Source organism: Pseudomonas sp. NMI542_15 (assembly GCF_021283425.1).
GTDB lineage: Bacteria > Pseudomonadota > Gammaproteobacteria > Pseudomonadales > Pseudomonadaceae > Aquipseudomonas > Aquipseudomonas fortuita.
This window is the reverse complement of sequence record NZ_JAJSRO010000001.1, coordinates 31,479-54,200: the sequence shown is the minus strand read 5'-3', so window position 1 is coordinate 54,200 and position 22,722 is coordinate 31,479. Positions and strand designations below refer to the sequence as shown.

The 22,722-nt window shown below is 60.7% G+C and carries 21 protein-coding genes; 7 read left to right on the top strand and 14 right to left on the bottom strand.

From position 1 onward, the window contains the following. The first annotated feature begins 15 nt into the window (after positions 1 to 15). Entirely contained in the window at positions 16 to 1,359 is a 1,344-nt protein-coding gene (locus LU684_RS00240) for a c-type cytochrome (RefSeq protein ID WP_070086986.1), read from the top strand. Positions 1,360 to 2,396: 1,037 nt separating this feature from the next. Here LU684_RS00240 and LU684_RS00235 read toward each other — a convergent pair. The 4 genes from LU684_RS00235 to LU684_RS00220 all read right to left on the bottom strand — a co-directional run bounded on the left by LU684_RS00235 (position 2,397) and on the right by LU684_RS00220 (position 4,572). After that, the gene (locus tag LU684_RS00235; protein ID WP_023048921.1) at positions 2,397 to 3,185 is read right to left on the bottom strand and encodes a substrate-binding periplasmic protein; all 789 of its coding nucleotides are present in this window, start codon (positions 3,183 to 3,185) and stop codon (positions 2,397 to 2,399) included. A gap of 170 nt (positions 3,186 to 3,355) precedes the next feature. Further along, positions 3,356 to 3,997 carry a LysE family translocator gene (locus tag LU684_RS00230; protein WP_016487492.1) on the bottom strand — a complete coding sequence of 214 codons (642 nt, stop codon included), beginning with the start codon at positions 3,995 to 3,997 and terminating at the stop codon, positions 3,356 to 3,358. Between the two features lie 51 nt (positions 3,998 to 4,048). Continuing rightward, the gene (locus LU684_RS00225; RefSeq protein ID WP_016487493.1) at positions 4,049 to 4,246 is read right to left on the bottom strand and encodes a DUF1289 domain-containing protein; all 198 of its coding nucleotides are present in this window, start codon (positions 4,244 to 4,246) and stop codon (positions 4,049 to 4,051) included. An 8-nt stretch (positions 4,247 to 4,254) separates the two neighbouring features. Next, positions 4,255 to 4,572 carry a hypothetical protein gene (locus tag LU684_RS00220; RefSeq protein WP_016487494.1) on the bottom strand — a complete coding sequence of 106 codons (318 nt, stop codon included), beginning with the start codon at positions 4,570 to 4,572 and terminating at the stop codon, positions 4,255 to 4,257. Positions 4,573 to 4,882: 310 nt separating this feature from the next. Between LU684_RS00220 and LU684_RS00215 the strand changes: the two genes are divergently transcribed. Then, positions 4,883 to 6,631 carry a BCCT family transporter gene (locus tag LU684_RS00215; RefSeq protein ID WP_060518305.1) on the top strand — a complete coding sequence of 583 codons (1,749 nt, stop codon included), beginning with the start codon at positions 4,883 to 4,885 and terminating at the stop codon, positions 6,629 to 6,631. A 128-nt stretch (positions 6,632 to 6,759) separates the two neighbouring features. On the opposite strand, the gene LU684_RS00210 is transcribed toward LU684_RS00215, so the two are convergent. Both LU684_RS00210 and LU684_RS00205 read right to left on the bottom strand, forming a co-directional pair. After that, positions 6,760 to 7,239, bottom strand: a complete 480-nt coding sequence (locus LU684_RS00210; RefSeq protein ID WP_232893988.1) for a VOC family protein — start codon at positions 7,237 to 7,239, stop codon at positions 6,760 to 6,762. Positions 7,240 to 7,367: 128 nt separating this feature from the next. Next, entirely contained in the window at positions 7,368 to 8,711 is a 1,344-nt protein-coding gene (locus tag LU684_RS00205; protein WP_016487497.1) for an OprD family porin, read from the bottom strand. A gap of 271 nt (positions 8,712 to 8,982) precedes the next feature. Between LU684_RS00205 and LU684_RS00200 the strand changes: the two genes are divergently transcribed. Next, entirely contained in the window at positions 8,983 to 9,633 is a 651-nt protein-coding gene (locus LU684_RS00200) for a TIGR04211 family SH3 domain-containing protein (RefSeq protein WP_016487498.1), read from the top strand. Between the two features lie 47 nt (positions 9,634 to 9,680). On the opposite strand, the gene LU684_RS00195 is transcribed toward LU684_RS00200, so the two are convergent. Together LU684_RS00195 and LU684_RS00190 are read right to left on the bottom strand one after the other, a co-directional pair. Then, a complete protein-coding gene (locus LU684_RS00195) occupies positions 9,681 to 9,953 on the bottom strand; it encodes a hypothetical protein (RefSeq protein ID WP_016487499.1) in 273 nt (90 codons plus the stop codon). 111 nt (positions 9,954 to 10,064) lie between these two features. Further along, positions 10,065 to 10,946 (bottom strand): LysR family transcriptional regulator, encoded by an 882-nt coding sequence (locus LU684_RS00190; RefSeq protein ID WP_232893987.1) that lies wholly within the window; start codon positions 10,944 to 10,946, stop codon positions 10,065 to 10,067. A gap of 120 nt (positions 10,947 to 11,066) precedes the next feature. Between LU684_RS00190 and argC the strand changes: the two genes are divergently transcribed. After that, positions 11,067 to 12,005 carry an N-acetyl-gamma-glutamyl-phosphate reductase gene (gene argC / locus LU684_RS00185; RefSeq protein WP_016487501.1) on the top strand — a complete coding sequence of 313 codons (939 nt, stop codon included), beginning with the start codon at positions 11,067 to 11,069 and terminating at the stop codon, positions 12,003 to 12,005. An 81-nt stretch (positions 12,006 to 12,086) separates the two neighbouring features. After that, positions 12,087 to 12,773: a GNAT family N-acetyltransferase gene (locus LU684_RS00180; protein WP_016487502.1), complete on the top strand. Its 687-nt coding sequence runs from the start codon at positions 12,087 to 12,089 to the stop codon at positions 12,771 to 12,773. 224 nt (positions 12,774 to 12,997) lie between these two features. On the opposite strand, the gene LU684_RS00175 is transcribed toward LU684_RS00180, so the two are convergent. From LU684_RS00175 to LU684_RS00155, 5 genes are all read right to left on the bottom strand, one after another. Next, on the bottom strand, positions 12,998 to 13,753 hold the full coding sequence (locus LU684_RS00175) for an ABC transporter permease (RefSeq protein WP_016487503.1): 756 nt from the start codon (positions 13,751 to 13,753) through the stop codon (positions 12,998 to 13,000). After that, the gene (locus tag LU684_RS00170) at positions 13,753 to 14,958 is read right to left on the bottom strand and encodes an ABC transporter substrate-binding protein (protein ID WP_016487504.1); all 1,206 of its coding nucleotides are present in this window, start codon (positions 14,956 to 14,958) and stop codon (positions 13,753 to 13,755) included. Before LU684_RS00170 ends, LU684_RS00175 begins: the two co-directional genes overlap by 1 nt. Then, positions 14,945 to 15,766, bottom strand: coding sequence for an ABC transporter ATP-binding protein (locus LU684_RS00165; RefSeq protein ID WP_016487505.1), 822 nt, complete (start codon positions 15,764 to 15,766; stop codon positions 14,945 to 14,947). Before LU684_RS00165 ends, LU684_RS00170 begins: the two co-directional genes overlap by 14 nt. Then, complete coding sequence (locus tag LU684_RS00160) at positions 15,763 to 16,827, bottom strand: acyl-CoA dehydrogenase family protein (protein ID WP_016487506.1); 1,065 nt, start codon at positions 16,825 to 16,827, stop codon at positions 15,763 to 15,765. Before LU684_RS00160 ends, LU684_RS00165 begins: the two co-directional genes overlap by 4 nt. A 99-nt stretch (positions 16,828 to 16,926) precedes the next feature. Further along, the gene (locus tag LU684_RS00155; protein ID WP_024717863.1) at positions 16,927 to 17,487 is read right to left on the bottom strand and encodes a carboxymuconolactone decarboxylase family protein; all 561 of its coding nucleotides are present in this window, start codon (positions 17,485 to 17,487) and stop codon (positions 16,927 to 16,929) included. Positions 17,488 to 17,589: 102 nt separating this feature from the next. On the opposite strand from LU684_RS00155, the gene LU684_RS00150 reads away from it, so the two are divergent. Both LU684_RS00150 and LU684_RS00145 read left to right on the top strand, forming a co-directional pair. Further along, positions 17,590 to 18,501 (top strand): AraC family transcriptional regulator, encoded by a 912-nt coding sequence (locus LU684_RS00150; RefSeq protein WP_016487508.1) that lies wholly within the window; start codon positions 17,590 to 17,592, stop codon positions 18,499 to 18,501. 650 nt (positions 18,502 to 19,151) lie between these two features. Continuing rightward, on the top strand, positions 19,152 to 22,013 hold the full coding sequence (locus tag LU684_RS00145) for a hypothetical protein (RefSeq protein WP_102667845.1): 2,862 nt from the start codon (positions 19,152 to 19,154) through the stop codon (positions 22,011 to 22,013). Positions 22,014 to 22,168: 155 nt separating this feature from the next. Here the strand turns inward: LU684_RS00145 and LU684_RS00140 are convergent, their stop codons facing one another. Further along, positions 22,169 to 22,708: an RrF2 family transcriptional regulator gene (locus LU684_RS00140; protein ID WP_016487511.1), complete on the bottom strand. Its 540-nt coding sequence runs from the start codon at positions 22,706 to 22,708 to the stop codon at positions 22,169 to 22,171. Positions 22,709 to 22,722 lie beyond the last annotated feature (14 nt).

Sequence of the window (22,722 nt, the reverse complement as noted above, 5' to 3'; positions counted from 1 at the left end):
CACAAGGGAAGCCCGATGACCCATCGTTTCGCAAGAACCGCTGGCTGGCTGGCGCTGCCGTGCCTTGTCGCGGCAGGCCTGCTGGCCTGGTATGTGACCCGCGAGCCGGCCTCGCCGTTTGCCGACGCACAGGCCACTGCCGCTGACCCGGCCCTGATCAGCCGCGGCGAGTACGTCGCCCGCCTCGGCGACTGCGTGGCCTGCCACAGCCTGCCGGACGGCAAGCCGTTCGCGGGTGGACTGGAAATGGCCACCCCGCTGGGGGCCATCCACGCCACCAACATCACCCCCGACCGCGACAGCGGTATCGGCAGCTACAGCCTGGCCGATTTCGACCGTGCCGTACGCCAGGGTGTCGCCCCTGGTGGCAGGCGGCTGTACCCGGCCATGCCCTACCCGTCCTACGCCAAGCTCAGCGATGATGATGTCAGGGCGTTGTATGCGTTTTTCATGCACAACGTGCAACCCGCCCGGCAGGCCAATCTGCCCAGCGACATTCCCTGGCCGCTGAACCTGCGCTGGCCCATTGCCTTATGGAATGGCCTGTTCGCCGCCACCTCGCCATACGCCGACAAGCCCGGCCAGGATGCGCAGTGGAACCGGGGGGCCTACATCGTCCAGGGCCCAGGTCACTGCGGCAGCTGCCACACCCCACGCGGCCTGGCGTTCAACGAAAAGGCCCTGGATGAAGGCGGCAAACCCTTCCTGGCCGGCGCCCTGCTCGACGGCTGGTACGCACCGAGCCTGCGCGCCGACCCTAACACCGGGCTGGGGCGCTGGAGCGAGGCAGAAATCGCGCAGTTCCTGAAAACCGGGCGCAACCGGCATGCCGTGGTGTTCGGCTCGATGACTGAGGCGTTCAACAACTCCACGCAATTCATGCATGACGATGACCTGGCCGCCATTGCCCACTACCTGAAATCACTGCCCGGCGATCCACAGCGTGACGGCGCGCCATGGCAGTACCGGGTCGAATCGGCAGCGGCACGGCTCGACAGCCCGGGGGCGCACACCTATGTGACCCGCTGCGCGTCTTGCCACGGCCTGGACGGCAAAGGCCAAGCCGAGTGGATGCCGCCATTGGCAGGGGCCACCTCGGCACTGGCCAGGGAGAACGCCTCAGCGATCAATATCACCCTCAATGGTTCGCAGCGGGTGGTGGCTGCCGGGGTGCCGGATGCCTATCGCATGCCAGCTTTCCGCCAGCAGTTGAGTGACCAGGAGATTGCCGAAGTGCTGAGTTTTGTGCGTACGGCCTGGGGCAACCAGGGTGGTGCCGTGGATGCGCAGGCGGTAGGCAAGTTGCGTGGTCATACCGACCCGGCCAGCAGCAGCCCGATCATCTTGCATATGCGCTGAATTGACGTGGTTCTTGCACCGGCCTCTTCGCCAGCGCGCCCGCTCCCATCGGACAAACTCTGATTTGATTTAGCGGTGACTTTGTGGGAGTGGGCTTGCCCCGCGAAACCCAGCGCAGCCGGGCCATGCATCGTGTCGCCTGCTTCGCGGGGCAAGCCCGCTCCCACAATGGCACTTGCTCCCTGCGCGACAGCGCAGCCCAACTGATTTACTGATTTAGCGGTGACTTTGTGGGAGTGGGCTTGCCTCGCGAAACCCTGCGCAGCCGGGGCCATCCATCGCGTCGCCTGCTTCGCGGGGCAAGCCCGCTCCCACAATGGCACTTGTTCCCTACGCGACAGCGCAACCTAACTGATTTGCTGATTTAACGGTGACTTTGTGGGAGCGGGCTTGTCCCGCGAACCCCGGCGCAGCCGGGGCCATGCATCGTGTCGCCTGCTTCGCGGGGCAAGCCCGCTCCCACAATGGCACTTGCTCCCTGCGCGACAGCGCAGCCCAACGGATTTACTGATTTAGCAATGACTTTGTGGGAGTGGGCTTGCCCCGCGAAACCCGGCGCAGCCGGGGCCATGCATCGCGTCGCCTGCTTCGCGGGGCAAGCCCGCTCCCACAATGGCACTTGCCCCCTGCGCGACAGCGCAGCCCAACTGATTTACTGATTTAGCGGTGACTTTGTGGGAGTGGGCTTGCCTCGCGAACCCCGGCGCAGCCGGGGCCATCCATCGTGTCGCCTGCTTCGCGGGGCAAGCCCGCTCCCACAATGGCACTTGTTCCCTACGCGACAGCGCAACCTAACTGATTTGCTGATTTAGCGGTGACTTTGTGGGAGCGGGCTTGTCCCGCGAACCCCGGCGCAGCCGGGGCCATCCATCGCGTCGCCTGCTTCGCGGGGCAAGCCCGCTCCCACAATGGCACTTGTTCTCTACGCGACAGCGCAACCTAACTGATTTGCTGATTTAGCGGTGACTTTGTGGGAGCAACTGCCTTGCTCAATTTCTAGAGTCTAGCGCGGTCCCTGCAGGTACGTACCAGGGCTGTTACTGCCACCGCTCCAGGTTCTGCTTCAGCAGTTGCTCAGGCAGCGCCCCGCCAACGACCTTCGCCATCTCCCGCGCCAGCGCCTCACGCAGCTGTGGCTTGTTGCAGGGCGATTCATGTGACATAGCCAGGTACAACCCTTCACTGGATACAGGCGGCTGCAACACCTGCACGGTATCAGTGATACCCAACGTGCGGGCCAGCGCCATCCCGGGGTACTGCTCGTACACCACGTAGTCACTGCGCTTGTGCATCAGCTTCTCGAACGCCTGCCGGGCACCGGGCACCGCTTCCAGGGTGAGGTTTGCCTGGGCATATTCATCGAACTGCTGGCCATGGCTGTTGTTGACCAGGGTCCCGCCTTTGCGGCCCTTGAGGTCTGCCCATTGATGGTAGGCAAAGGCATTGTCCTGGCGTACCCAGACTACGCTCGGGGTGTGCAGGAATGGCGGGGCGACAAAGTCCATCTGTTGCTGCCGGGCGTGGGTGATGAAATACCCGGCCAGCAGGTCGATCCGGCCTGTGCGGACTTCTTCTTGGGCACGCGACCAAGGCCCACCGTACACCACCTCGATTTCCAGCCCCAGCTGCTTGCCCAGGTATTTGAGCAGGTCGGCGTTGGCACCGATCAGTTGCCGAGGGTTCTGCGGATCGCGCCATAGGTAAGGTGGATACTCAGGGTTACCGGTAGCGGTCAGCCGTCGGCAGGGCTCTTGCGCTGCGCCCGGAAAAGCCAGCAACAGGCAAGGCAACAACAGCAAGGCTTGGCGCAAGCAACGCTCGATCATCTACAACCCTCGGCACATGGAACCTCTGGCGACCCGGCGAAGCGGCCAAAGGCCGCCACGCCCTGTGCTCGAACGCAGCATTGGTCTGCGCGTGCTTTAAACAGTCTGGACCAGGAACGCTTGGAGCCGCGGCCTTTTATCGCTCAGCAACGAACCGGCCGAGCAACGCCTCAGGCGCCCTGCCGACGCATTGCCAGAATCGCCGCGCCAAAGCCGATAAAGGTGGTACCCACCACGCGGCTCACCCAGCGTGACATCGACGGCCGGGTCAGTACGCCCTTGGCCCGAGCGGCCAGTGCGGCATACAAGCTCAGAGATGCAAGCGACAAGCTCACGAAAATCCCGGTCAGGGTCAGAAACTGCGGCAACAACGCCGCCCCTTGGTCGATGAACTGCGGGAACAGCGCGGTGAAAAACATGGTCGCCTTGGGGTTGGTCACTGCTGTGAGGAAAGCCGATTTGTACAACTTCAGCGGTGTGGGCCGTACCTTGACAGCCCCCTCAGCAGCGCCCTGCTCCAGCATCGGGTTCTTTTTCAGCAACTGCCGCGCACCGAGGTAGAACAGGTAACCTGCCCCCAGGATCTTCACAGCGTTGAACAGTACTTCGGAGCTGGCCAGCAAGGCGCCCAGCCCAAGCATGGCCGCAGCCGACAGGCAGAACAGGCCCGAGCCATTGCCCAGCGACGACCAGATCGCACTGCGCTGGCCGTGGGCAAGGCTGTTGTTGATGGCCATCAGGGTGGCAGGACCGGGGCTGGCAATCGCGATGGCGGCGACCAGGGTAAACGCAAACAGCGAGTGAGCATCCATTTTCAGGCTCTTCAAGCAGATCAGGGTAGGCCGTGCGCAGGGCACGCAGGTTCAGTCATTCTGCCGCTTGGCTGCCTTCTTGGCGATAGCTTTCATCCGCGTCGCCGCGCGCTGCACCGTGGCCATCTTTTCCGGGCGTTTCATGCCCCGCCATTTGCGAATTTCGTCGCGGGTGCGACCACAGCTCACGCACAGCTCGCTGTTGAGCTGGCATAACGAGACGCAGGGGTTATCGATGTCTTTGGCCATGCCACCACTCAGCCGGCCATGTCTGCCCGTGCTCGTTCGACGGCACTGTCAAACACCTCGCGCAGCTCTTGAGCCTTGGCCTTGCTGACCGACCTGGCATCCAGCAGTTCATCGATCACCCGAATGCACTGGCCCTTGGCGGTGTCCAGTTGCTCGGCGTCGGAGGCGTCAGCGATATCACCCAGATAAGGAGCGATGAGGTACACGTAACGGTCCTGCAGCTTGAGCGCTGCCAGCGCGTCGAGGGCTTTCTGGAACCGGTCGGCGGCGGCAGGGCTCATGCTCAATTTATCGAAATGAATCAGGCTCACACGGTCAGTGGCCATTGACGAATCTCCGTTTCCTGGTGCGGCCTGGCCCACGGGCAGCAGCGCTTCTACGGTGCTCGGATGTGCAGGCCAGGGTAATGCCAACAGGGTACCAGAACGCGGGGCAGAAAGGGCCATCGCCCCCAGAACTAAAAGTATTTGGCAGGTCGCGCAATGGACGCCCCAGGACGTTTACGGGACAGGCACAGCGGTTTCGGGCACTGGATAATCGGCCGGCAATTTCCCCGCCGAGGCCGTCATCGAACTCGGTAGCCCACACAACAACAAGCCTGCGCGTCCAGGTAATCCTCAAAGGGCCTCAACATTCATGGCAAAGGAACACATCACCGAAACACTCGACCTTGGCGTGACGGACCCCTCGAAAACCGCAGAAGCCCGCCAGGACAGGCATTTCGAGGGCAAGCTCGACTGGATCGTCTTTGGTTTTACCAGCCTCCTGGCTGTCGCGTTCGTCCTCTGGGGCTTCCTCAACCAGGCCAGCCTCGCCAGCAGCGCCTCCAGCGCGCAGTCCTGGGTCATTCTCAACTTCGGCTGGTTCTTCGTGCTCACCTCCACACTTTTCGTGGTATTCGTGCTGTGGCTGGCTGCCAGCCGTTATGGCCGGGTGCCACTGGGTCGTGATGGCGAACAGCCAGAATTCCGCACGGTGTCCTGGGTGGCAATGATGTTCAGTGCCGGCATGGGCATCGGCCTGATGTTCTTTGGCGTTGCCGAGCCGCTGTCGCACTATGTGACGCCGCCCCCCGGCTCGGCCACCGGGCAGACCAGCGAGGCGATGCAGGTGGCCATGGCCACCACCCTGTTCCACTGGACGCTGCACCCCTGGGCCATGTACGCCATCGTGGGCCTGGTGATTGCCTACGGTACCTACCGCCGCGGCCGCTCGCAGCTGATTTCCGCGGCCTTCCGGCCGTTGATCGGCAAGCACGCCAACGGCCCCCTCGGCCGCCTGATCGACATGATGGCGATCTTCGCCACGCTTTTCGGCTCGGCGGCCTCGCTGGGCCTGGGTGCGCTGCAGATTGCCGGCGGGCTGGAATACAACGGCTGGGTCGAAAGCCCCGGCAAGCTGTTCTACATCGCCATCATCACCCTGCTGACCATTGCCTTCGTCACCTCGGCGGTGTCCGGTGTCGGCAAGGGCATCCAGTGGCTGTCCAACACCAACATGGTGCTGGCACTGGTGCTGGCAGCGTTCGTGTTCATGGTCGGCCCTACCCTGCTCATGCTCAACCTGCTGCCGACCTCGATCGGTATCTACATCAAGATGCTGCCCGAAATGATGGCCCGCACCAACGCCAGTGGCGGCGATCAGATGAACAGCTGGCTGGCCGGCTGGACCGTGTTCTACTGGGCCTGGTGGATTTCCTGGACACCGTTTGTAGGCATGTTTATCGCCCGCATCAGCCGCGGTCGTACCATCCGCCAGTTCGTCACCGGCGTGCTGCTGGTGCCCAGCCTGGTCAGCCTGGTGTGGTTCACCATTTTTGGCGGTGCTTCCATCGATGCCCTGCGCGAAGGCGCCTTCCAGCTGGCCAACGGTGCAGTCAACAGCAACCACGCGCTGTACCAGTTGCTCGACAGCTACCCGCTGGCATCGGCCTCCTCGGTACTGGTGATGATCCTGGTGGGCATCTTCTTTGTCTCCGGTGCCGATGCGGCGTCACTGGTGATGGGCACGCTGTCGGAACACGGCACCACCGCACCCTCGCGGCGCACGGTGATTTTCTGGGGCGCGCTCACCGGAACGGTGGCAGCGATCATGCTGGCGATCGGCGACCCGAGCGACCCTGGCGAGGCGCTGACCGGGCTGCAGAACCTGACCATCGTCGTGGCCTTGCCCTTTGTCGTGGTGATGGTGCTGCTGTGCCTGGCGTTGTACCGCGACCTGCGCAAAGACCCGATGATGCTGCGCCACCTGCGCGGCAACGAGCTGATCGAAAAGGCGGTGTTGTACGGGGCTGTGAAACATGGTGAGGAGTTCTACATCGTGGTACAGGAGAAGAAGGCTTCGGTGAAAGTGGCAGCAGCAGCGAGCGAGGTGTCCGAAACCTGACACGCTAGCCTCGCGCTTCACCGCTTGATTCGGGGGCCGCCACTTAGATCCAGAAAAAACGGCCCCCTCGATCAACGATAGATCGCCCAACCAAGCCGATAACCAAAGGGCAGCAAACAGATGAGGGATCACCCCTTCAATGCTGCTGCAATCTTGGCCACATCGATCTTGCCCATCTGCATCATGGCCTCGAACGCCCGCTTTGCCGCAGCGCGGTCAGGGTGGCCGATGGCCTCTATCAGGATACGGGGGGTGATCTGCCAGGAAATCCCCCATTTGTCCTTGCACCAGCCACAAACGCTGGCCTCGCCACCGTTTGCGATAATCGCCTCCCACAAACGGTCGGTTTCGGCTTGGTCTTCGGTACTGACCTGGAATGAAAACGCCTCAGAATGCTTGAACGTAGCGCCGCCATTAAGCCCCACACAGGGTATGCCCATGACGGTGAATTCGACGGTAATGACATCGCCCTCCTTGCCCGAGGGGTAGTCTGCCGGGGCCTTGTGCAGTGCGATCAACTTGCTGTCCGGGAAAATGCTGGCATAGAAGTTGGCAGCCTGCTCGGCATCATTGTCGTACCAGAGGCAGAGGGTGTTCTTGGGAGTCATGGCCTTGCTCCATGAAGGGTATCAACCCCTGAGTCTAGCCGCACCCTTGAGCGCAAAAAAAAGCGCCCCGCACGGAGCGCCAAAACATCCACCCAAACCAAAGGAGCAGCAAGGCTACCCAGGTGAATTCACAGGACCGACAACGGGTACTCCACGATCAGCCGCACCTCGTCCAGGTCCGACTCGAACGCCGTGGCCCGGGTGGTAGCCTGGCGTACGCGCAACGACAGGTCCTTGGCTGCGCCGGTCTGCACCACGTACTTGACCTCGATGTCACGCTCCCAGCGCTTCTGGTCGGTCAGCGGGTTGCCGTCGGCATCGCGGCGCATGTAGAAGGCGTTGGCATTGGAATAGTCGGCGTCGGTGCCTTTGCCATAACGCGTCATGAACGACAGCCCGGGAATACCATAGGCGGCCATGTTCAGGTCATAGCGCAGCATCCACGAACGTTCCTTGGGCGAGTTGAAATCGCTGTACTGGATGGAGTTGTCGAGGAAGATCGAGTCGGATTGGCGCAGGTAGTCGAAATCATCGTCGCCATTGTTGCGCTGGTGAGTCAGCGCCAGGGTGTGGGCGCCGAAGCGCACCCCCAGTTTGGCGCTCCAGATGTTGTTGTCGAAGGCGCCCAGGCGCTGCTGCCCTTCATCAACGGCTTTGTAATAGTTGAAGCCGCCAATCAACGCCAGCTCGTCACTCAGGGGCCAGCTCAGGCTGGTGCCGGCGTAATACTGATTCCACACATCCTTGAGCCGGCTGCTGAACAGGCTGACACTGACATAATCGTTCAGCGTGTAGTCACCGCCGCCGTAGGCGATCCATGGCGAATCGACCGGGCCGCCGTAGAAGGTCATGAAGTTCTCCCGCAGGTCACTGGACACCGGCTGGCTCATGGCATGCAGGCGCCCGGCCTGCAGGACAAGGTCCTTGATGCTGGTATTCTCCAGGGTCACGCCCCGGAAGCTTTCCGGCAGCAGCCGTGAGTCGCCAGCGGCCACCACCGGGTTAGCAGGGAACACATCGCCTACCTTCAGCACCGTGTCGTACAGGCGCACCTTGGCGGCACCACCGAATTTGGTGTACTCGTCACGGGCCTGACCGTCGTGGTCTACCGGCAAAACATCGAACGAACTGCGCCCGCCATTGCGGCCGCCCCCGGTGTCCAGTTTGAGGCCGAGCATGGCGAACGCATCCAGGCCAACGCCTACGGTGCCCTGGGTGAAACCTGACTCGAAACGGGCAATGACAGCATGCGCCCAAGCTTCGGAATAGCCGTTATCAGGTTGTTTGCCGGGGTTGCGCGTGGGGGCTGCGGCATCGCGGTTGTCGCGGTTGAAGTAGAAGTTGCGGTTGAGCACGCTGAGCGTGCTGCCCTCGGCAAAACCCTGCGCGGGTTCGTCCGACGCCATCGCCAGGTTGCCGACGCCGGAGAGCGCCATGCACGCAGCCAGTTTCAGGGGTGATCTGCAGGTCATCCGATGCTCCTTGTACGTCGTCTTTATAGTGGTGTCGGCTGGCCGAGATTGACGGCCGGCAGATAACGGCAAGGTGATCGGCGCATTACAATTGCGTCATCGGCGGCGAAGCGCTGGGAGGGCGAGTTCTGCAACATCCTGCAGATATTTCCGACATCAGGTAGTGAACCTGCTGACAAAAAAAGGGTCATTGGCTGACGGTCAACTCACCGACCGGTTCATCGGCCCAGTCACCGGGCCTACTTTTGTCCTGTTTCAGCGAAGACCCAACATGCCCGAATCCCGCCCAACCGCTTTCGTCCTCCCTGCCCTGCGCGGCGGCCTGATTGCCGCCCTGGTGGCCCTTGCCGCGCCGGTGCACGCCGAAGAGCCCGCCAGCGACGCACGCTGGGTCAGCGACAGCCTGAGCACCTATGTGCGCAGCGGCCCCACCGACGGCCACCGCATTGTCGGTACCCTGAAGTCCGGGCAACCGCTGACCCTGCTCGGCACTCAGGGCAATTACAGCCAGGTGCGTGGGCAGAATGGCGATGTGGTATGGATACTCAGCAACGACTTGCAGGCGGTGCCGGGCCAGAACGAGCGCCTGCCGCAGCTCGATGCCCAGGTGGCAGACCTGACAGGGCAGTTGAAAACCATCGATGACAGCTGGAAGAGCCGCGTACAGGGCATGCAGGAAACCCTCGACTCACGGAAAAAGCTGATCGACGAACTGGAGGCGCGCAACAAAGCGCTGAACGAGCAGCTCGACGAGAGCCAGTCGACCCTGCGCGATACCCAGGCGCGCCTGGGTGACGAGAACAAGCAGGTGATGATGCGCTACATGGTGTATGGCGGCAGCATTGCCGGCGCGGGCTTGCTGGCGGGGCTGATCTTGCCGGCACTGACCCGGGGGCGCAGGAAGAACGACCGCTGGTTCTGACGCACCGGCCTTTTCGCGGTCCTATCCGCGAAAAGGCCGATAGGGGCTTACTTGCTACGTGCCTTGTTATAGATGGTCTTGGCTTGGTCCGCCGACGCCTGACACTGAGCCATGTCCCCCTTGCTCTGGGCCTCCTTTGCGTTTTGCAGGTGGACTTTGAAATCATGGGCCATGCCGCCATGCATCGCCTGGCCACTCGCTTTGTGGAAGTCCTCGAGTTCCTTGATCTTGGCTGCACAGTTGCTTGCCGGGTCAGCATGGGCGGCAACACTCAATACTGAAGCAATCACCAGTAAAGGTATGCATTTCATAGGCTTCATGGAACGTTCTCCTGGAAAACCGTGGGGTTCGTCGAGGTGTATTCGGCTCGACGCAGCAAAAAGCATAGTTGGCCATCACCTGCAGCGCAGCGCTTCAGCCCAGCGGTAAACCTACTGCCGCAACCGCTCCAATGCTTGCAACACATACCCCGTGGCCCGTTCCATCTGCCCCTCCCGACAGGCAATACCCAATTGCCGCCACAACCCTGGTCGCAGGGGCCGGTGCGCAATCCGCCGGTCCAACTCGCCTGCCTCGCCTTCCTGCGGCAACAACGTCGCCCCATACCCGGCGCCGACCAGGCTTTTGATCGCATCGTTGTAATTCAGCTCGATCCGCGGCTCGGGGTAAAACCCCGCTGCCGCGAACCATTCCCCGGTAACCCGTGACAGCTGGGTACTGCTGTCGTTGAGAATCAACGACCGCTGCGCCAGCCAGGCCGGCGTGACCTTCGCCGGCGGCTGCCAGTCGGCCGGTACGTAGGCCAGGATCGGGTCGCGCCGCCAGGGGGTAACAGTCAGCCCCTTGCCGGCCACCTGCGGCAAGGCCACCAGGCCGATATCCAGCGTCCCCTCACGCAATCGACCCAGCGACGCCTGGGATGTCAGCACTTGTACCTGCACGTCGATCCCCGGGTGGTCCACACGCAGGTGCTCCAGCGCCTGTGGCAGTAGGTGGGCGATAGCACCGGTAGACGCGCCAAGGCGTACCCGGCCAGTCAGCCCCTCAACCTGACGGCGCACTTCGTCCAGCGCCAGGTCGGCGTCGGCCAGCAGGCGCCGGGCACGGGCCAGCAGCGTTTCACCAATGGCCGTGGGGCGCACCTGGCCGCGGGCGCGACCAAGCAACGGGGCGCCGATACGTGCTTCCAGTTCGGCCACATGCAGGCTGATGGTAGGCGCTGCCAGGTTGAGCTGGCGGGCGGCCTCGGCAAAAGATCCCAGGTCGGCGATGGCCACCAGGGTGCGGAGGCGGTCGAGGCTGATTTCGCGCATGGTCAGTACCGGCCTGAGTGACGTGTTCAGAAAAACTGAATGTAACCGTCATCATATTCAAATTTTCATTATCAAAGCCATAGGCGAGCATAGGCCATCCTTACCCAACCGGACCCGAACATGCACACTCCTGTTGTCTTCATCGACGGCGACCAAGGCACAACCGGCCTGCAGATCCATGCTCGCCTGCAAGGCCGCAGCGACCTGCACCTGCTCACCCTGCCCGAGGCTGAGCGCAAAGACCTGCGGCGCCGCCGCGAGGCAATCAACAGCGCCGACATCGCCCTGCTGTGCCTGCCCGACGATGCCGCCCGCGAGGCCGTGGCGACGATCCACAACCCCAAGGTGCGGGTGATCGACGCCAGCTCCGCGCACCGCACCACCCCCGGCTGGGTCTATGGCCTGCCGGAACTCGACGAGCAGCAAGCCGAGCGCATCGCCCGAAGCACGCGTGTCAGCAACCCGGGCTGCTACCCCACTGGCGCCATCACCCTGCTCCGCCCCCTGGTCAAGGCCGGGTTGCTGCCAGCCGACTACCCACTGGGCATACATGCCATTTCTGGCTACTCCGGCGGTGGCCGCGCGGCGGTCGAGCGCCACGAAACCAGTACCGGCAATGCCCCGGCCCTGCAACTGTATGGGCTGGAGCTGGCACACAAGCACGTACCCGAAATCCAGCAACACGCCGGGCTGTCGGCGCGGCCGGTGTTCATGCCCGGCTACGGTGCCTACCGCCAGGGCATCGTGCTGAGTATCCCGCTGCAATTGCGCCTGCTGCCCGGCCAGGTCAGCGCCGAACAGCTGCAGGCCTGCCTGGAACAGCACTACCAGGGTGCCCGCCACGTCCAGGTTATGCCGCTGCATCAGCAAGGCACAGCCGCCAACCTTGACCCCGAAGCATTGAACGACAGCAACGACCTGCGCCTGGCGCTGTATGCCAACCCCGAGCATGGCCAGGTGCTGCTTACCGCGGTGTTCGACAACCTGGGCAAAGGCGCCTCCGGTGCGGCCGTGCAAAACCTCGACCTGATGCTCGGTGCAATACAGCAACAAGGCTGACACGGCAAAACCGGTTAAACTGTACAGCCCGCGCCAACCTGGCCCGGGCTGTATTCCCACCCGCCGGAGCCCACCCCCAAGATGTTCATCCTGAGCCGCCTCGACAGCGTGCCGCCCGAATCCTTCCAGAACCAGATCCGCGAGCTGGTGATCCACCATGTCGGCGAACTGAGCAGTGTCGCCATCACCGCCGATAACCCGCTGTACCCGCTGTACCAGTACGGCGTAGGCATGGAGGTGCACCAATACCTGCAAGCGCTGGATGGCACCCGCGGCCTTGCCGTGGCGCTGACCCTTGCCCTGGATGCCGAGGCGCCGGACCAGCTGCTGGGCTTTGCCCTGTCGTTGCCGGCCGAGGACGATGAACAGGCGTGTTCATTGGCATTTCTTGCCGTGCGCCCCAGCCATCGCCGCCAGGGCATCGCCCGTGCCCTGCTGAGCGACCTGCAGGCACGTCATGCCTGTGTGGAACTGAATGCCTTTGCCAGCCAGGTGCCGTGGTTCGAGACGATGGGCATGCAAGTGGTGGCCGCCAATGGGCCGCAGGTGCTGATGAGCAGTACCGGCCAGGCCAGTGGTGCGCTGATCGGGCGCCTGGACATTGCGCCGATTTATCAGGCAGCTGAAGTGTTGCAGATTCATACCTACCTGCTTAATCAGCAGGGAGAGGATGCAATGATCGAAGCGGAGCAGATGCGCGATGAGCGGCTGGATGAACTGGCCGCCCAGGCGCTGGAGTGCGTACACCAGCGCAAGACCGTGCATTGACCCAAGGACCGATTGGCGGGTAAACCTGCCGTTTTGGAAAAACCGCTGATTTACTGAATCAGCAGTGTCTCTGTGGGAGCGGGCTTGCCCCGCGAACACCGGCAAAGCCGGTGCCATGCACCGTGCGGTCCCCTTCGCGGGACAAGCCCGCTCCCACAATGACCGGTGTTCTCTGCCGGACAGCGCAGCCCAAGGGGCTGAGCAATCCCCCACAATGACACCTGTCAGCCATGCACCCAGCGCCGATGCAACCCACGCGCCAAGGCATCCAGCACAAACCCCAGCACGCCAATCAGCAGCACCATCGCCATCAGTTCGGAGTACGCCAGCCGGTCGCGGGTATCGAGAATGAAGTAGCCAAGCCCCGCACTCACGCCCAGCATTTCGCACGGCACCAGCACAATCCAAAGAATGCCGATGGCCAGGCGCACGCCGGTCAGCACGTGGCCGATCACCCCCGGCACGATCACCTTGCACAAGGTTTCCCAGCGCGTGGCGCTCAGGCTGCGGCTCAGTTGCAGCCAGCGTGGGTCCAGTTGCCGCACCCCTGCCGCCGTGTTCAGCAAGATCGGCCACAAGGCGGCAAACGCCAGCAGGAAGTAGATCGGCTGGTCACCCACGCCCATCAGCATCACCACCACCGGCATCCACGACAAGGGCGAGATCATGCGCAGAAACTGAAACGCCGGCGTGGTCGCCGCTTCCAGGTGCCGATAGCTGCCCACCAGCAAGCCCAACGGCACGCCAATCAGTAGCGCCAGCAGCAGCCCGACCAGAATACGTTTGAGGCTGACCCAGATGTGCCCGTAAACCTCACCCTGCCCCAACAGCTCGACCAGGCTGGCCAACGTTGCCGCCGGCGAAAAGCGCGCCGACAGCCCTTCGGCCTGGCCAAACACGGCAACACCGGCCCACCACAGCAGCATCAAAGCCAGCAACCCAGCCAGCCCAAGGCTGGCGTGTACGACATGCGTGCGCATCAGACGGCGAACTCCTCGCTACGCTCGAAGTTGTCGGCAATACCGAACACCGACGGGCCACCAACCGCAGCAATGGCATTACGCACGAAACGATCGTCGACCAGGTCGCGGGCGGTCTGCACCGGGTCCAGCCCGGCAAGGAACGCGTTGTCGCCCTCGATCAGGGTGGTTTTCAGGCGCTTGACCAGCTCTTCGGTGTAACTGGGGAACGGGTATGGCTGGAAGTCGATGCGCTTTTCGTCCCACTGCTGGTGGCGAATGGCGCCACTGGCAACGTAGCCGGCACGGTCCTCGGCGGCCGGCGCCAGCACTTTGGCCAGCACCGCGGGCTCGTGCGGGGTGTACTTGTTGGGGCCGGCCTTGGACAGCAACGCAGCGGCTTCGGCGCGGTGGTCGCGGGTCCAGTGCTGGGCCTTGACGATGGCATTGACCACCTTCTGCGACCACTCCGGGCGGTTGTTCAGGTCATGCTCATGCATGAACACCACGCAGCAGGCGTGGTTGCGCCATACATCGCCGGTAAAGCGCTGCACACGGCCAACCTTGAGGTTCTCGGCCAGGGCGTTGAACGGCTCGGCGACGATGTAGCCGGCAATGCGCTTGCTGGCCAGTGCTGGCGGCATGTCGGATGGCGGCAGCACCAGCAGGTTGACCTCGGTGGCGGCCAGCTGCGCATTGGCCGGCTTCGACACCGGCGTCAGGCCGTTGTCGTTGAGCATCTGTTGCAGCACCACATTGTGGATCGAGTACCAGAACGGGATGGCCACGGTCTTGCCACCGAGCTGTTTCATGTCGCTTATGTCGGGCGCCACGGTCAGGCCTGAGCCGCCCACATGGTTCCAGGCCACTACCTTGGCTGGCACCTTGCTGCCGTAGCGCGCCCATACAGTCATCGGCGACAGCAGGTGGATGACGTTGACCTGACCAGAGATGAACGCCTCGATCACCTGTGCCCAGCTGCGCAGCAGCACCGGGCGCTCGGCCTTGATGCCTTCGGCCTCGAACAGGCCGTTGTTATGGGCCACCAGCAACGGCGTGGCGTCGGTGATCGGCAGGTAACCGATGCGCACCGGCGCATCCGGCTCGGCAGCCGCGCGCGCCTGCAAGCTCGACAGCAACGGCAGCGCACCGGCGGCGGTGAGCATGGCCCCAAGCTTTAGAAAATCACGACGCGAAGAAGTGGAACAGCAGTCATCCATGCACATGGACAGCCTCCGAGGGCAACGGGGTTGGGGTAGGTTCGCCTGTGCGGCTTGCCCGCCGAAGGGTTTTGAGGATTTCGATGCGCAACGCGCCCAGTTCTTCGACCCGTTGGGCGCGCGGTTGCGGCAGGTCGATGTGCCACTGGCCGAGGATGTGCGCTGGGTGGTTGCCCAGTAGCAGGACCCGGTCGGACAGCAGCAGGGCTTCGTCTATATCGTGGGTGATCAGTACCGCCGCAGTGTTGTGGGTGGCGATCAGTTGCAGCAGCAGTTGCTGCATGTCGGCGCGGGTCACTTCATCCAGGGCGCCGAACGGCTCGTCCAGCAGCAGCACCTCGGGCTGGCGGGCCAGGCAGCGGGCCAGTGCGGTGCGCTGGGCCATGCCACCGGACAACTGCGCCGGGTACTGGCCACGGGCGTGGGCCAGGCCCACGGCGGCAATCGCATGGTCGATGCGCGCGCGCCGCTCGTCAGCGGCCAGCTTGGGCTGGCGGGCAAAGTCCAGGCCGAAGGCGACGTTCTTTTCCAGGTTCAGCCAGGGCAGCAGGCTCGGGTCCTGAAAGGCCACCGCCAGGCGCGGGTGCGGCCCTTGCAGGGGCTGGCCGTGCAGGCTCACGCTGCCGCCCCCGGGTTGTTGCAGGCCGGCCAGCACCCGCAGCAGGCTGGATTTACCGACACCACTGGGGCCAAGAATGCTCACCACTTCGCCCGGCGCCAACTGCAAGTCGAACTGCGCCAGCACCTGCTGCCAGCCACCCTCCCGCGGGTAGCCCAGGCTGATGCCGCGGGCTTCGAGCAACACTTCACTCATGCCGCGCCCGCCTGGCGTTGCAGTTCGGCGCGCAATTGCACCAGGCTCGGCGTCACGATCGGCACGAATGCCGACTCGCGCCAGCGGCGGGCGAAGCCTTCTCCATACTCGCTGAGGTAGGCCTTGCCGCCGCTGGCCTGCAACTCTAGCTGGACTGCATCGGCGGCACATTCAGCCAAGGTGATGCGCAGCTTGAACAAGGCCGCCGGCTGTTGCTGGAAGCGGCCTTCGAGCAGGCCCTGCTTGAGCTCGCTGACGGTGTTTTCCAGGCGCTCGCTGAGCACCTGCCGGGCTTCGTCGAGGAACGAGGCGCGACCGTGCAGGTGCGCCTGAACCTCTTCCAGCGCCCGTCGCGCCAGGCCGATGGCCATGCCGCACTGCAGCGCCAGGAATGCCGGGCGTACCCGTGGCAGGAACTCGCGCGCATTCTCGTGCAGCAGCCAGTCACGCGCCAACGGCACCTGGTGGAAGGCCAGTGCCGCCGTGTTGCTTGACTGCAGGCCCATCAGTTGCAAGTCGTCGGAGCGTTCCAGGCCCTGGGCGTCAGAAGGAATGGCCAGTACGAACGGCGCGCCGCCGGCTTCATCTTCGATGGCCGCCGCCACCACGAAGCCGCTTTTGCGCAGGTTGGTCACCCAGTGCAGGCGCCCTTCCAAGTGCCAGCCATCGGCTGCCGGCCGGCCACGCACCTGCAACGCTTCAATGCCGGAAAGGAACTTCATGGCGTTGGACAGCCCGGTGGCGCCGGCCAGCTCGCCTGTCAGCAAGCGCGGCAGCAGGCGCTCGCGCAGGGGCTGGTTGGGGCTGTGCAACAGGTATTCGATAAAGGCACGCTGGCCCCAGCAGACGAAGGCTGCGGCCAACGAGCGGCTGGCGATAGCGGCAATCGCCTCGACCGCGTTGGTCACCTGCCCGCCCGTGCCGCCCAGCGCCGGGTCGACACCCACGCGCAGCAGCTGAGATTCGGCGATCTGCGCCAGCACCTGCTGCGGTTCGCACAGGCCCCGGTCGATGGCCTCGGCATTGGCATCCAGCCAGTGTCGAAATGCACAATCTTGCATGGTCTTGCTCCTTTTTGAACGCCAGGGCCGCTTTGCGGCCCATTCGCGGCACAAGGCCGCTCCTACAACGACCGCGTCAGGTCCGCGCTCACACGTGGGCTATGCAGAAGGCTGCCAGCGGTACTTGCCAAGCTCTTCGTTGAGCGGCGTCTGGGCGAAAACATTAGCAAAGTTGCAGAGGGTTGCGAGACTTACCCCCAAAATCACTTCCAGCGCGTTGCCTTCGCTGAAGCCAGCTTCACGGAAGGCCTGATAGGTGGCTTCGCCGACGTTGCCGCGAGTGTCGATCACTTCACGGGCGAAGGCGGCCAGGGTTTCGTAACGGGCATCGGGCAGTTCGCCGCGGGCACGCAGGGCATCGACTACTTCCTGCGGCAGCTTGGCCTTGTTCAGCGCCACGGCGGTGTGGCCGGCCACACAGAAGTCGCAGCCATGCCGGGTGGCGGCAATCAGCTGCACCACTTCACGCTCGGCCAGGCTCAGCTCGGACTTGCCATTGAGTGCCGAAACGGTCACGTAGGTTTCCAGCGCCGCCGGGGCGTTGGCCAGCACGCCCAGCAGGTTGGGGATGAAGCCCGAATTCTTCTGGGCATTCTCGAGAAACGGCCGGGCCGCTTCCGGAGCACTCTGCAGCGTGTGTAAAGTAATACGCGAGGACATGGAGTGGTCTCCTTTGATGGGTGTCACTACAGTCTGTTGGTTATAAGAATTACCCTCCATATTCATCAGTCGCCTTTCCTTGTTCCTGAGTCTTTGTATTAGATGATTTCGTCCAGCCACCTTGTCGATTGGTTATTAGAGGGCCTGGAGCTCGATGCCAGCCTGTTTCATGTCGGCCGCTACTGCGGTGGCTGGCACGCCAGCACCCAGGGCATGGGCCGCGCCAGCTTCCACTTGGTGGTGCAGGGCCATTGCTGGCTGCACATCGACGGCCAGCCGCAGCCGGTGCGCCTGGAAAAGGGAGATGCCGTGTTCCTGTTGCGCGACCTTGCCTATCGATTGTCCAGCGATCAGGACCCGGTCGACGCCTGTGCCCAACCGCGCCAGGCCATGCAGGCGCTGGATAGCGAAGCCAGCGACGGCGTCGGGCTGGTTTGTGGCTTCTTCCATTTCCAGTCCGGCCTGTCTTCACTGATTGTCGAAGGCTTGGCCGACTGGATCCTGCTGCGCGCCGAAGACCCCGCCGGCAGTGCGGCGCGGGCGCTGTTCGAGCTCATTCTGGAAGAATGCCGGCGGGCCGCTGGCCCGTCGCAGACGTTGCTGGAGCGCCTGACCCACCTGTTGTTCCTGTACGTGCTGCGCCAGCAGGTCATTGCCGGGCAGTCACTGGGCGGCCTGGTCGCCCTCGCCCGCCAGCCAGCGTTTGCCGGGCTGCTGGCACAGCTGATCGAAGCGCCGGGCCAGGCCTGGACGCTGGAGCGCATGGCAGCCTGCACCGGGCTTTCGCGTTCGGCTTTCTTCAAGCGTTTCAGTGAGCTGGCCGGGCAGTCACCTGGGCAGGTGCTCCTGGCATTGCGCATGCGCCTTGCCTGCCAGCTGTTGCAGGCGGGCAATACCGTCGAACAGGTGGGCGCGCAGGTGGGGTACCAATCGGTGGCGGCGTTTACCCGGGCCTTTGCCAAGGCGGTGGGCCAGCAGCCGGGGGCTTATCGGCGGCGACATGAGGGCCGCTAGGCTCTGCCTGAAAAGGGGGGTGCATTCACCGCCTAGAGCGAGCAGCGTTTGGAAGGCAGGCAGGTTGGGTTGTCGGGATAAGGACACCCTCCGCCATGCTGAGGCGTAACTGCTACGCCCTACCTTGCCCGCCATAGAGAAGAAATCAAAACAACACCCGTTGACATTCAAACGGCAGTAATTGGATTTGCGGGATTTAATACAGAACTCGGCAGTATGGGCGCATGCTTCTATTGGTTTGAGGTGTGTCTGGACAGCCGTGGCCGCAAGCTAGAGCGTTGCTGAGGCTTCACAAGCCAAAATACCCGAGGGACGACGAGTGGTTTACTGAGAGTTGAATTGCCCCTATGACCTGACATTTTTACCAGTTTCAATAGGATTAGTGTGCCTGCATAATCAAGCCTGAAGACCTCAGAAAAAATCCACGCTGGAAGATAGAACAACGTCCATCAACACGGGCGCTGGTCGCCCGGTCAAAAGCAGGACAAACGTACCAAGCGCAAAGCGGTATTAACGGAAGATCGTCATACATGAGCAATGGCTTACGCAGTATAAGTCTCGCCGATGGCCCGCCTGCATAATTCCGGCGCAGCCCCGTTATGGATACGGCCGTCAGCTACCAGGATAAATGCATAAACTGAGGATACCCCATGGAACTTTATCAGCAGTTTGACCCTTCCCATAGTGGGAATGAAAGCCTTAACTTGAGCGATTTCGCAAAAGATAGCCATGTGAGGCTATGGATAAAAGCTGAAAACACTATCAACCCTGTCTTGGAACAGGGCACCATCAAAGAGATAAATTGGAAGATAGGAAAAATAAAAATATTTAACGACACCAACAAAAAAACCAAATCAATAGACCTGAAAAAAACGCACAGCTTTAATGGAAAGTCATTTCATTTTGATGACTTCGTAAAAAACGATTTGGAAGAACTATTTATAGCCTCTGCACCATCCATCTTAAGTACGCACATCTCTCTACCCAATGAACCAATGGCAAAAATCTCAGTCCTAAATGTTGGCATATCGCCTGACAAAAATCTCATCGTGACTGGAAATAAAAAGTTTATCGACAAATTCAACACACTCTGCAAAACCCTCAACGACCTCAAAGTTATAGTTGACACGACATCAACGACGGACGACGCGTTGCACACGCTCATATGCGAGCATGCACAGCTTGACCCTGAAACAGAAATGATTTTACAAAGCGTCATCATGCATTCGGATGACTTACCGCTAGAAGGCAACGATGAGGCCGCAGAACCGAATGAGGGCACCGTCGAACAGGAAGAAGTCGACATCATCGAAGAGGAGGCTGAGGATACTGAGGAGGAAATAAGCGCCGGCGAGACACTTCCATATGGATGCAGCAAGCCATACGCGATTGACATTCATATTTATCACCCATTGAAAAACCGCGAAATAAACAGACGACACATAACCCTTAAAGGAAACGCCCCAGCAAATACACTTATTTGGCTATGCCATAACGGTTGGAAGAGAGAAGCGATATATTTCTCTGCTTTAACCACCTCGGACAGCGAGGGTAAGTGGAAAGCATCCTTAACTGTGGAAAATGGTGATCACAAAATCGCCGCGAAATACAACAAGGGCAAATCCAATGTCTGCACATGGGGCCACGACTTCAAAGTCGTTAGCTTGTGGCTCAAATATTACCCAAAACAAGATAGCGAAGCAGGTTTCCGTATTGCCGAATATCGATACAGCGCTTTCGAGCCGCCTAAAAACGATGAAGGTGTTTGGGTTGAGGTCAGAGGACATATCCCATTGCACCTGAGAAACAATCTTTACTATCACCCATTAGCGGACACCCTGACAACTTCACGTCTAAATGGCACTTTGACAGTCAGCCGATACAAGCGACAAGCAAAGCCTGAGATACCCCTTCACGCTGTCTATACAGAAGCTGATTTTCAAAAAATCAACGACAAAATAAACACCGTTTGTCAAATGAATTTTATTGGCACCTTGTACAGTTCATTCAATTGGGCGAAAGCCGCTTATGTAGCCGCCGAAGCTTTAAAAAACCCTGTGGGAGTATTTGCAACGGTCATTACCCTGCCTTTCACCTCCAACAGGGAAAGTGTTACCATCGCCTATAACATCGGTTCCTCCATCGGCTTTATCTTACAAACCCTGCTTATGCGAGTTCCTGTTGTGGGCCCGGTAGTTGCAGGATTAACCATGGCTGGCGCTGTGATTCAGGAAGTTATCAAAGTAACTGATTCAGGCACCATCACACACGACAACCTTATTGACATTAGCAGTCTCATGAAGGGCTTTGGAGATCTGGCCAACCTTGCAACACCTAAATATGGAAATCTAATTAATGAAAAAAAATTAATAGAAAATACAACCATCGACAGCAGGGGATCTCGCGACTTCATCATAACATCCAAACCATTAACTCCACTGTACGGTAATTTTTCACATGAAGCCAGAATTGTTGCAGACGATTTGGAGCTCAGAGGCATTACCTATCAAGGCGGTTATTATAGAAACTTGACCACCAACAAAGACTATATCTATGTCGATGGCAGATGGGTAAGGATTAATGGTTTCAGGAAAAATGGCTCACCCATCCCGGCAGATAAAAACGGCACATCCGTGACCAACTTGCCGACCGATATTGTAAAAGACAGTAATGGAAACTGGACCGTACTTAAATTAAGGGGAGGCGTAGGCGAAAAGACCATTCCTCTTTATCAAAACATCCGTTCTGGGTACAACCCCGAGCCACAGTTATCCTACGACCCTAATTATGTGGGCCAAGGCGCCATCCGACTTAAACTCCCTATAACTTTTGAAGAGGCCGATAATAGTGCCTTGCCGATCGCTATCGGTGCTGATGCAAGACTCCCGTCAGATCCGAGGTGGATGGGAAATGACCGAGAGCCAGGTATTTTATTGTTTGAAACGCGACGTTTTATGGTTGATTCCCCAAGGAGCAATACGTTACACGATTTTATTAATGTCACACCCACGAGCACTGAACGAGCCAGTGACAACAACAAACTCATTTCAGCGTACTGGGTGCCTCAGAACAAGTATTATGACATTCCGATTCACCCCACAGGCACGGAGCCAACCACTCTATTCACAGATAATTTCAGCGGCTGCAGTTTTGTTGTGGACCAGATAAATGACACGCAGTATCGTGTTTATCACGTCTTCAGTAAAAAAGAAAACGAACAGTACAATTTACTGAAAGAACACGGGAAAGGGCAGGTCGCGTACATACCACATACAGAATACAGCTTCTTGCACCGGCCAACAGCTGATAGCTTGCATCCCTCGCAGGACGCATGTGGCTTTATATCCATGCGATATAAAAAATACCCAAACGAAGCCCAAGGCAATTGGGTTATTACTGTCAGAAGTCAAAGCTTGCCCGTACAAATTACGGCATCAGGTTATCACGGACAATTTAACGGCGCTCCGCCACGGCTTAATATGCATACTCCGATAACCGTCAGACCCATTTAGCGATAATGAGACGTATGACCAGCAATGATGCATACAGCGTTTTTTTTGCGCCAGCAGCGCAAGAGCCTGTGTAACTTTCGCCACATTGGCGGCGGTGCCCTGGACGTGATAAGCCATCACCGGCCTCGACACCGGCGCCAATGTGGGAATCAAAATCAAAGCTGATCCACTGCAATATCCCCAGCCCCTTTACTCTCTCGCCGCTCGGCCATCCAGGCATCGACCTGCTGCCCGAACTCGGCCGGGGCCTTGCGCCCGAAGCGCATTGCCAATGCCAGAACAGTTTGCTGCGCCAACGCCTCTTCCATGCGCTTCTGCGCCCCCAGCATCACGGCATGAATCGCACAGGTGCCTTCCGTCGCCCAAGCGGGCGGCGAGCCCTCGAACAGCGTGCAGCGTTCGCGGATCTCGCGGCAATCGAAAATCTTCTTCGGCCCGTCGATGGCGTTGACGATATCCAGCACGGTGATCTCAGCCGCCGGCCGCGCCAGGCGGAAGCCACCGCGCACGCCTTCGGTGGCGGCCACCAACCCGGCACGTGCCAGCTTGGTGAAAACCTTGGCCAGGTATTCCTGCGGTACGCCCTGCAACTCGGCCAGGTCGCGCACGCTGGAATCACGGCTCTCACCGCCCTCGCCTACCAGAAACAGCAGGCAATGGATGCCGTATTCGACGCCAGCACTGTAAAGGGACATATCAATCTCCGACC

What these genes read in the sequence shown, in the direction of transcription:
- LU684_RS00240 (WP_070086986.1), top strand. Translation starts at nt 16, where the DNA reads ATGACCCATCGTTTCGCAAGAACCGCTGGCTGGCTGGCGCTGCCGTGC.
- LU684_RS00235 (WP_023048921.1), bottom strand. Translation starts at nt 3,185, where the DNA reads ATGATCGAGCGTTGCTTGCGCCAAGCCTTGCTGTTGTTGCCTTGCCTG.
- LU684_RS00230 (WP_016487492.1), bottom strand. Translation starts at nt 3,997, where the DNA reads ATGGATGCTCACTCGCTGTTTGCGTTTACCCTGGTCGCCGCCATCGCG.
- LU684_RS00225 (WP_016487493.1), bottom strand. Translation starts at nt 4,246, where the DNA reads ATGGCCAAAGACATCGATAACCCCTGCGTCTCGTTATGCCAGCTCAAC.
- LU684_RS00220 (WP_016487494.1), bottom strand. Translation starts at nt 4,572, where the DNA reads ATGGCCACTGACCGTGTGAGCCTGATTCATTTCGATAAATTGAGCATG.
- LU684_RS00215 (WP_060518305.1), top strand. Translation starts at nt 4,883, where the DNA reads ATGGCAAAGGAACACATCACCGAAACACTCGACCTTGGCGTGACGGAC.
- LU684_RS00210 (WP_232893988.1), bottom strand. Translation starts at nt 7,239, where the DNA reads ATGACTCCCAAGAACACCCTCTGCCTCTGGTACGACAATGATGCCGAG.
- LU684_RS00205 (WP_016487497.1), bottom strand. Translation starts at nt 8,711, where the DNA reads ATGACCTGCAGATCACCCCTGAAACTGGCTGCGTGCATGGCGCTCTCC.
- LU684_RS00200 (WP_016487498.1), top strand. Translation starts at nt 8,983, where the DNA reads ATGCCCGAATCCCGCCCAACCGCTTTCGTCCTCCCTGCCCTGCGCGGC.
- LU684_RS00195 (WP_016487499.1), bottom strand. Translation starts at nt 9,953, where the DNA reads ATGAAGCCTATGAAATGCATACCTTTACTGGTGATTGCTTCAGTATTG.
- LU684_RS00190 (WP_232893987.1), bottom strand. Translation starts at nt 10,946, where the DNA reads ATGCGCGAAATCAGCCTCGACCGCCTCCGCACCCTGGTGGCCATCGCC.
- argC (WP_016487501.1), top strand. Translation starts at nt 11,067, where the DNA reads ATGCACACTCCTGTTGTCTTCATCGACGGCGACCAAGGCACAACCGGC.
- LU684_RS00180 (WP_016487502.1), top strand. Translation starts at nt 12,087, where the DNA reads ATGTTCATCCTGAGCCGCCTCGACAGCGTGCCGCCCGAATCCTTCCAG.
- LU684_RS00175 (WP_016487503.1), bottom strand. Translation starts at nt 13,753, where the DNA reads ATGCGCACGCATGTCGTACACGCCAGCCTTGGGCTGGCTGGGTTGCTG.
- LU684_RS00170 (WP_016487504.1), bottom strand. Translation starts at nt 14,958, where the DNA reads ATGTGCATGGATGACTGCTGTTCCACTTCTTCGCGTCGTGATTTTCTA.
- LU684_RS00165 (WP_016487505.1), bottom strand. Translation starts at nt 15,766, where the DNA reads ATGAGTGAAGTGTTGCTCGAAGCCCGCGGCATCAGCCTGGGCTACCCG.
- LU684_RS00160 (WP_016487506.1), bottom strand. Translation starts at nt 16,827, where the DNA reads ATGCAAGATTGTGCATTTCGACACTGGCTGGATGCCAATGCCGAGGCC.
- LU684_RS00155 (WP_024717863.1), bottom strand. Translation starts at nt 17,487, where the DNA reads ATGTCCTCGCGTATTACTTTACACACGCTGCAGAGTGCTCCGGAAGCG.
- LU684_RS00150 (WP_016487508.1), top strand. Translation starts at nt 17,590, where the DNA reads ATGATTTCGTCCAGCCACCTTGTCGATTGGTTATTAGAGGGCCTGGAG.
- LU684_RS00145 (WP_102667845.1), top strand. Translation starts at nt 19,152, where the DNA reads ATGGAACTTTATCAGCAGTTTGACCCTTCCCATAGTGGGAATGAAAGC.
- LU684_RS00140 (WP_016487511.1), bottom strand. Translation starts at nt 22,708, where the DNA reads ATGTCCCTTTACAGTGCTGGCGTCGAATACGGCATCCATTGCCTGCTG.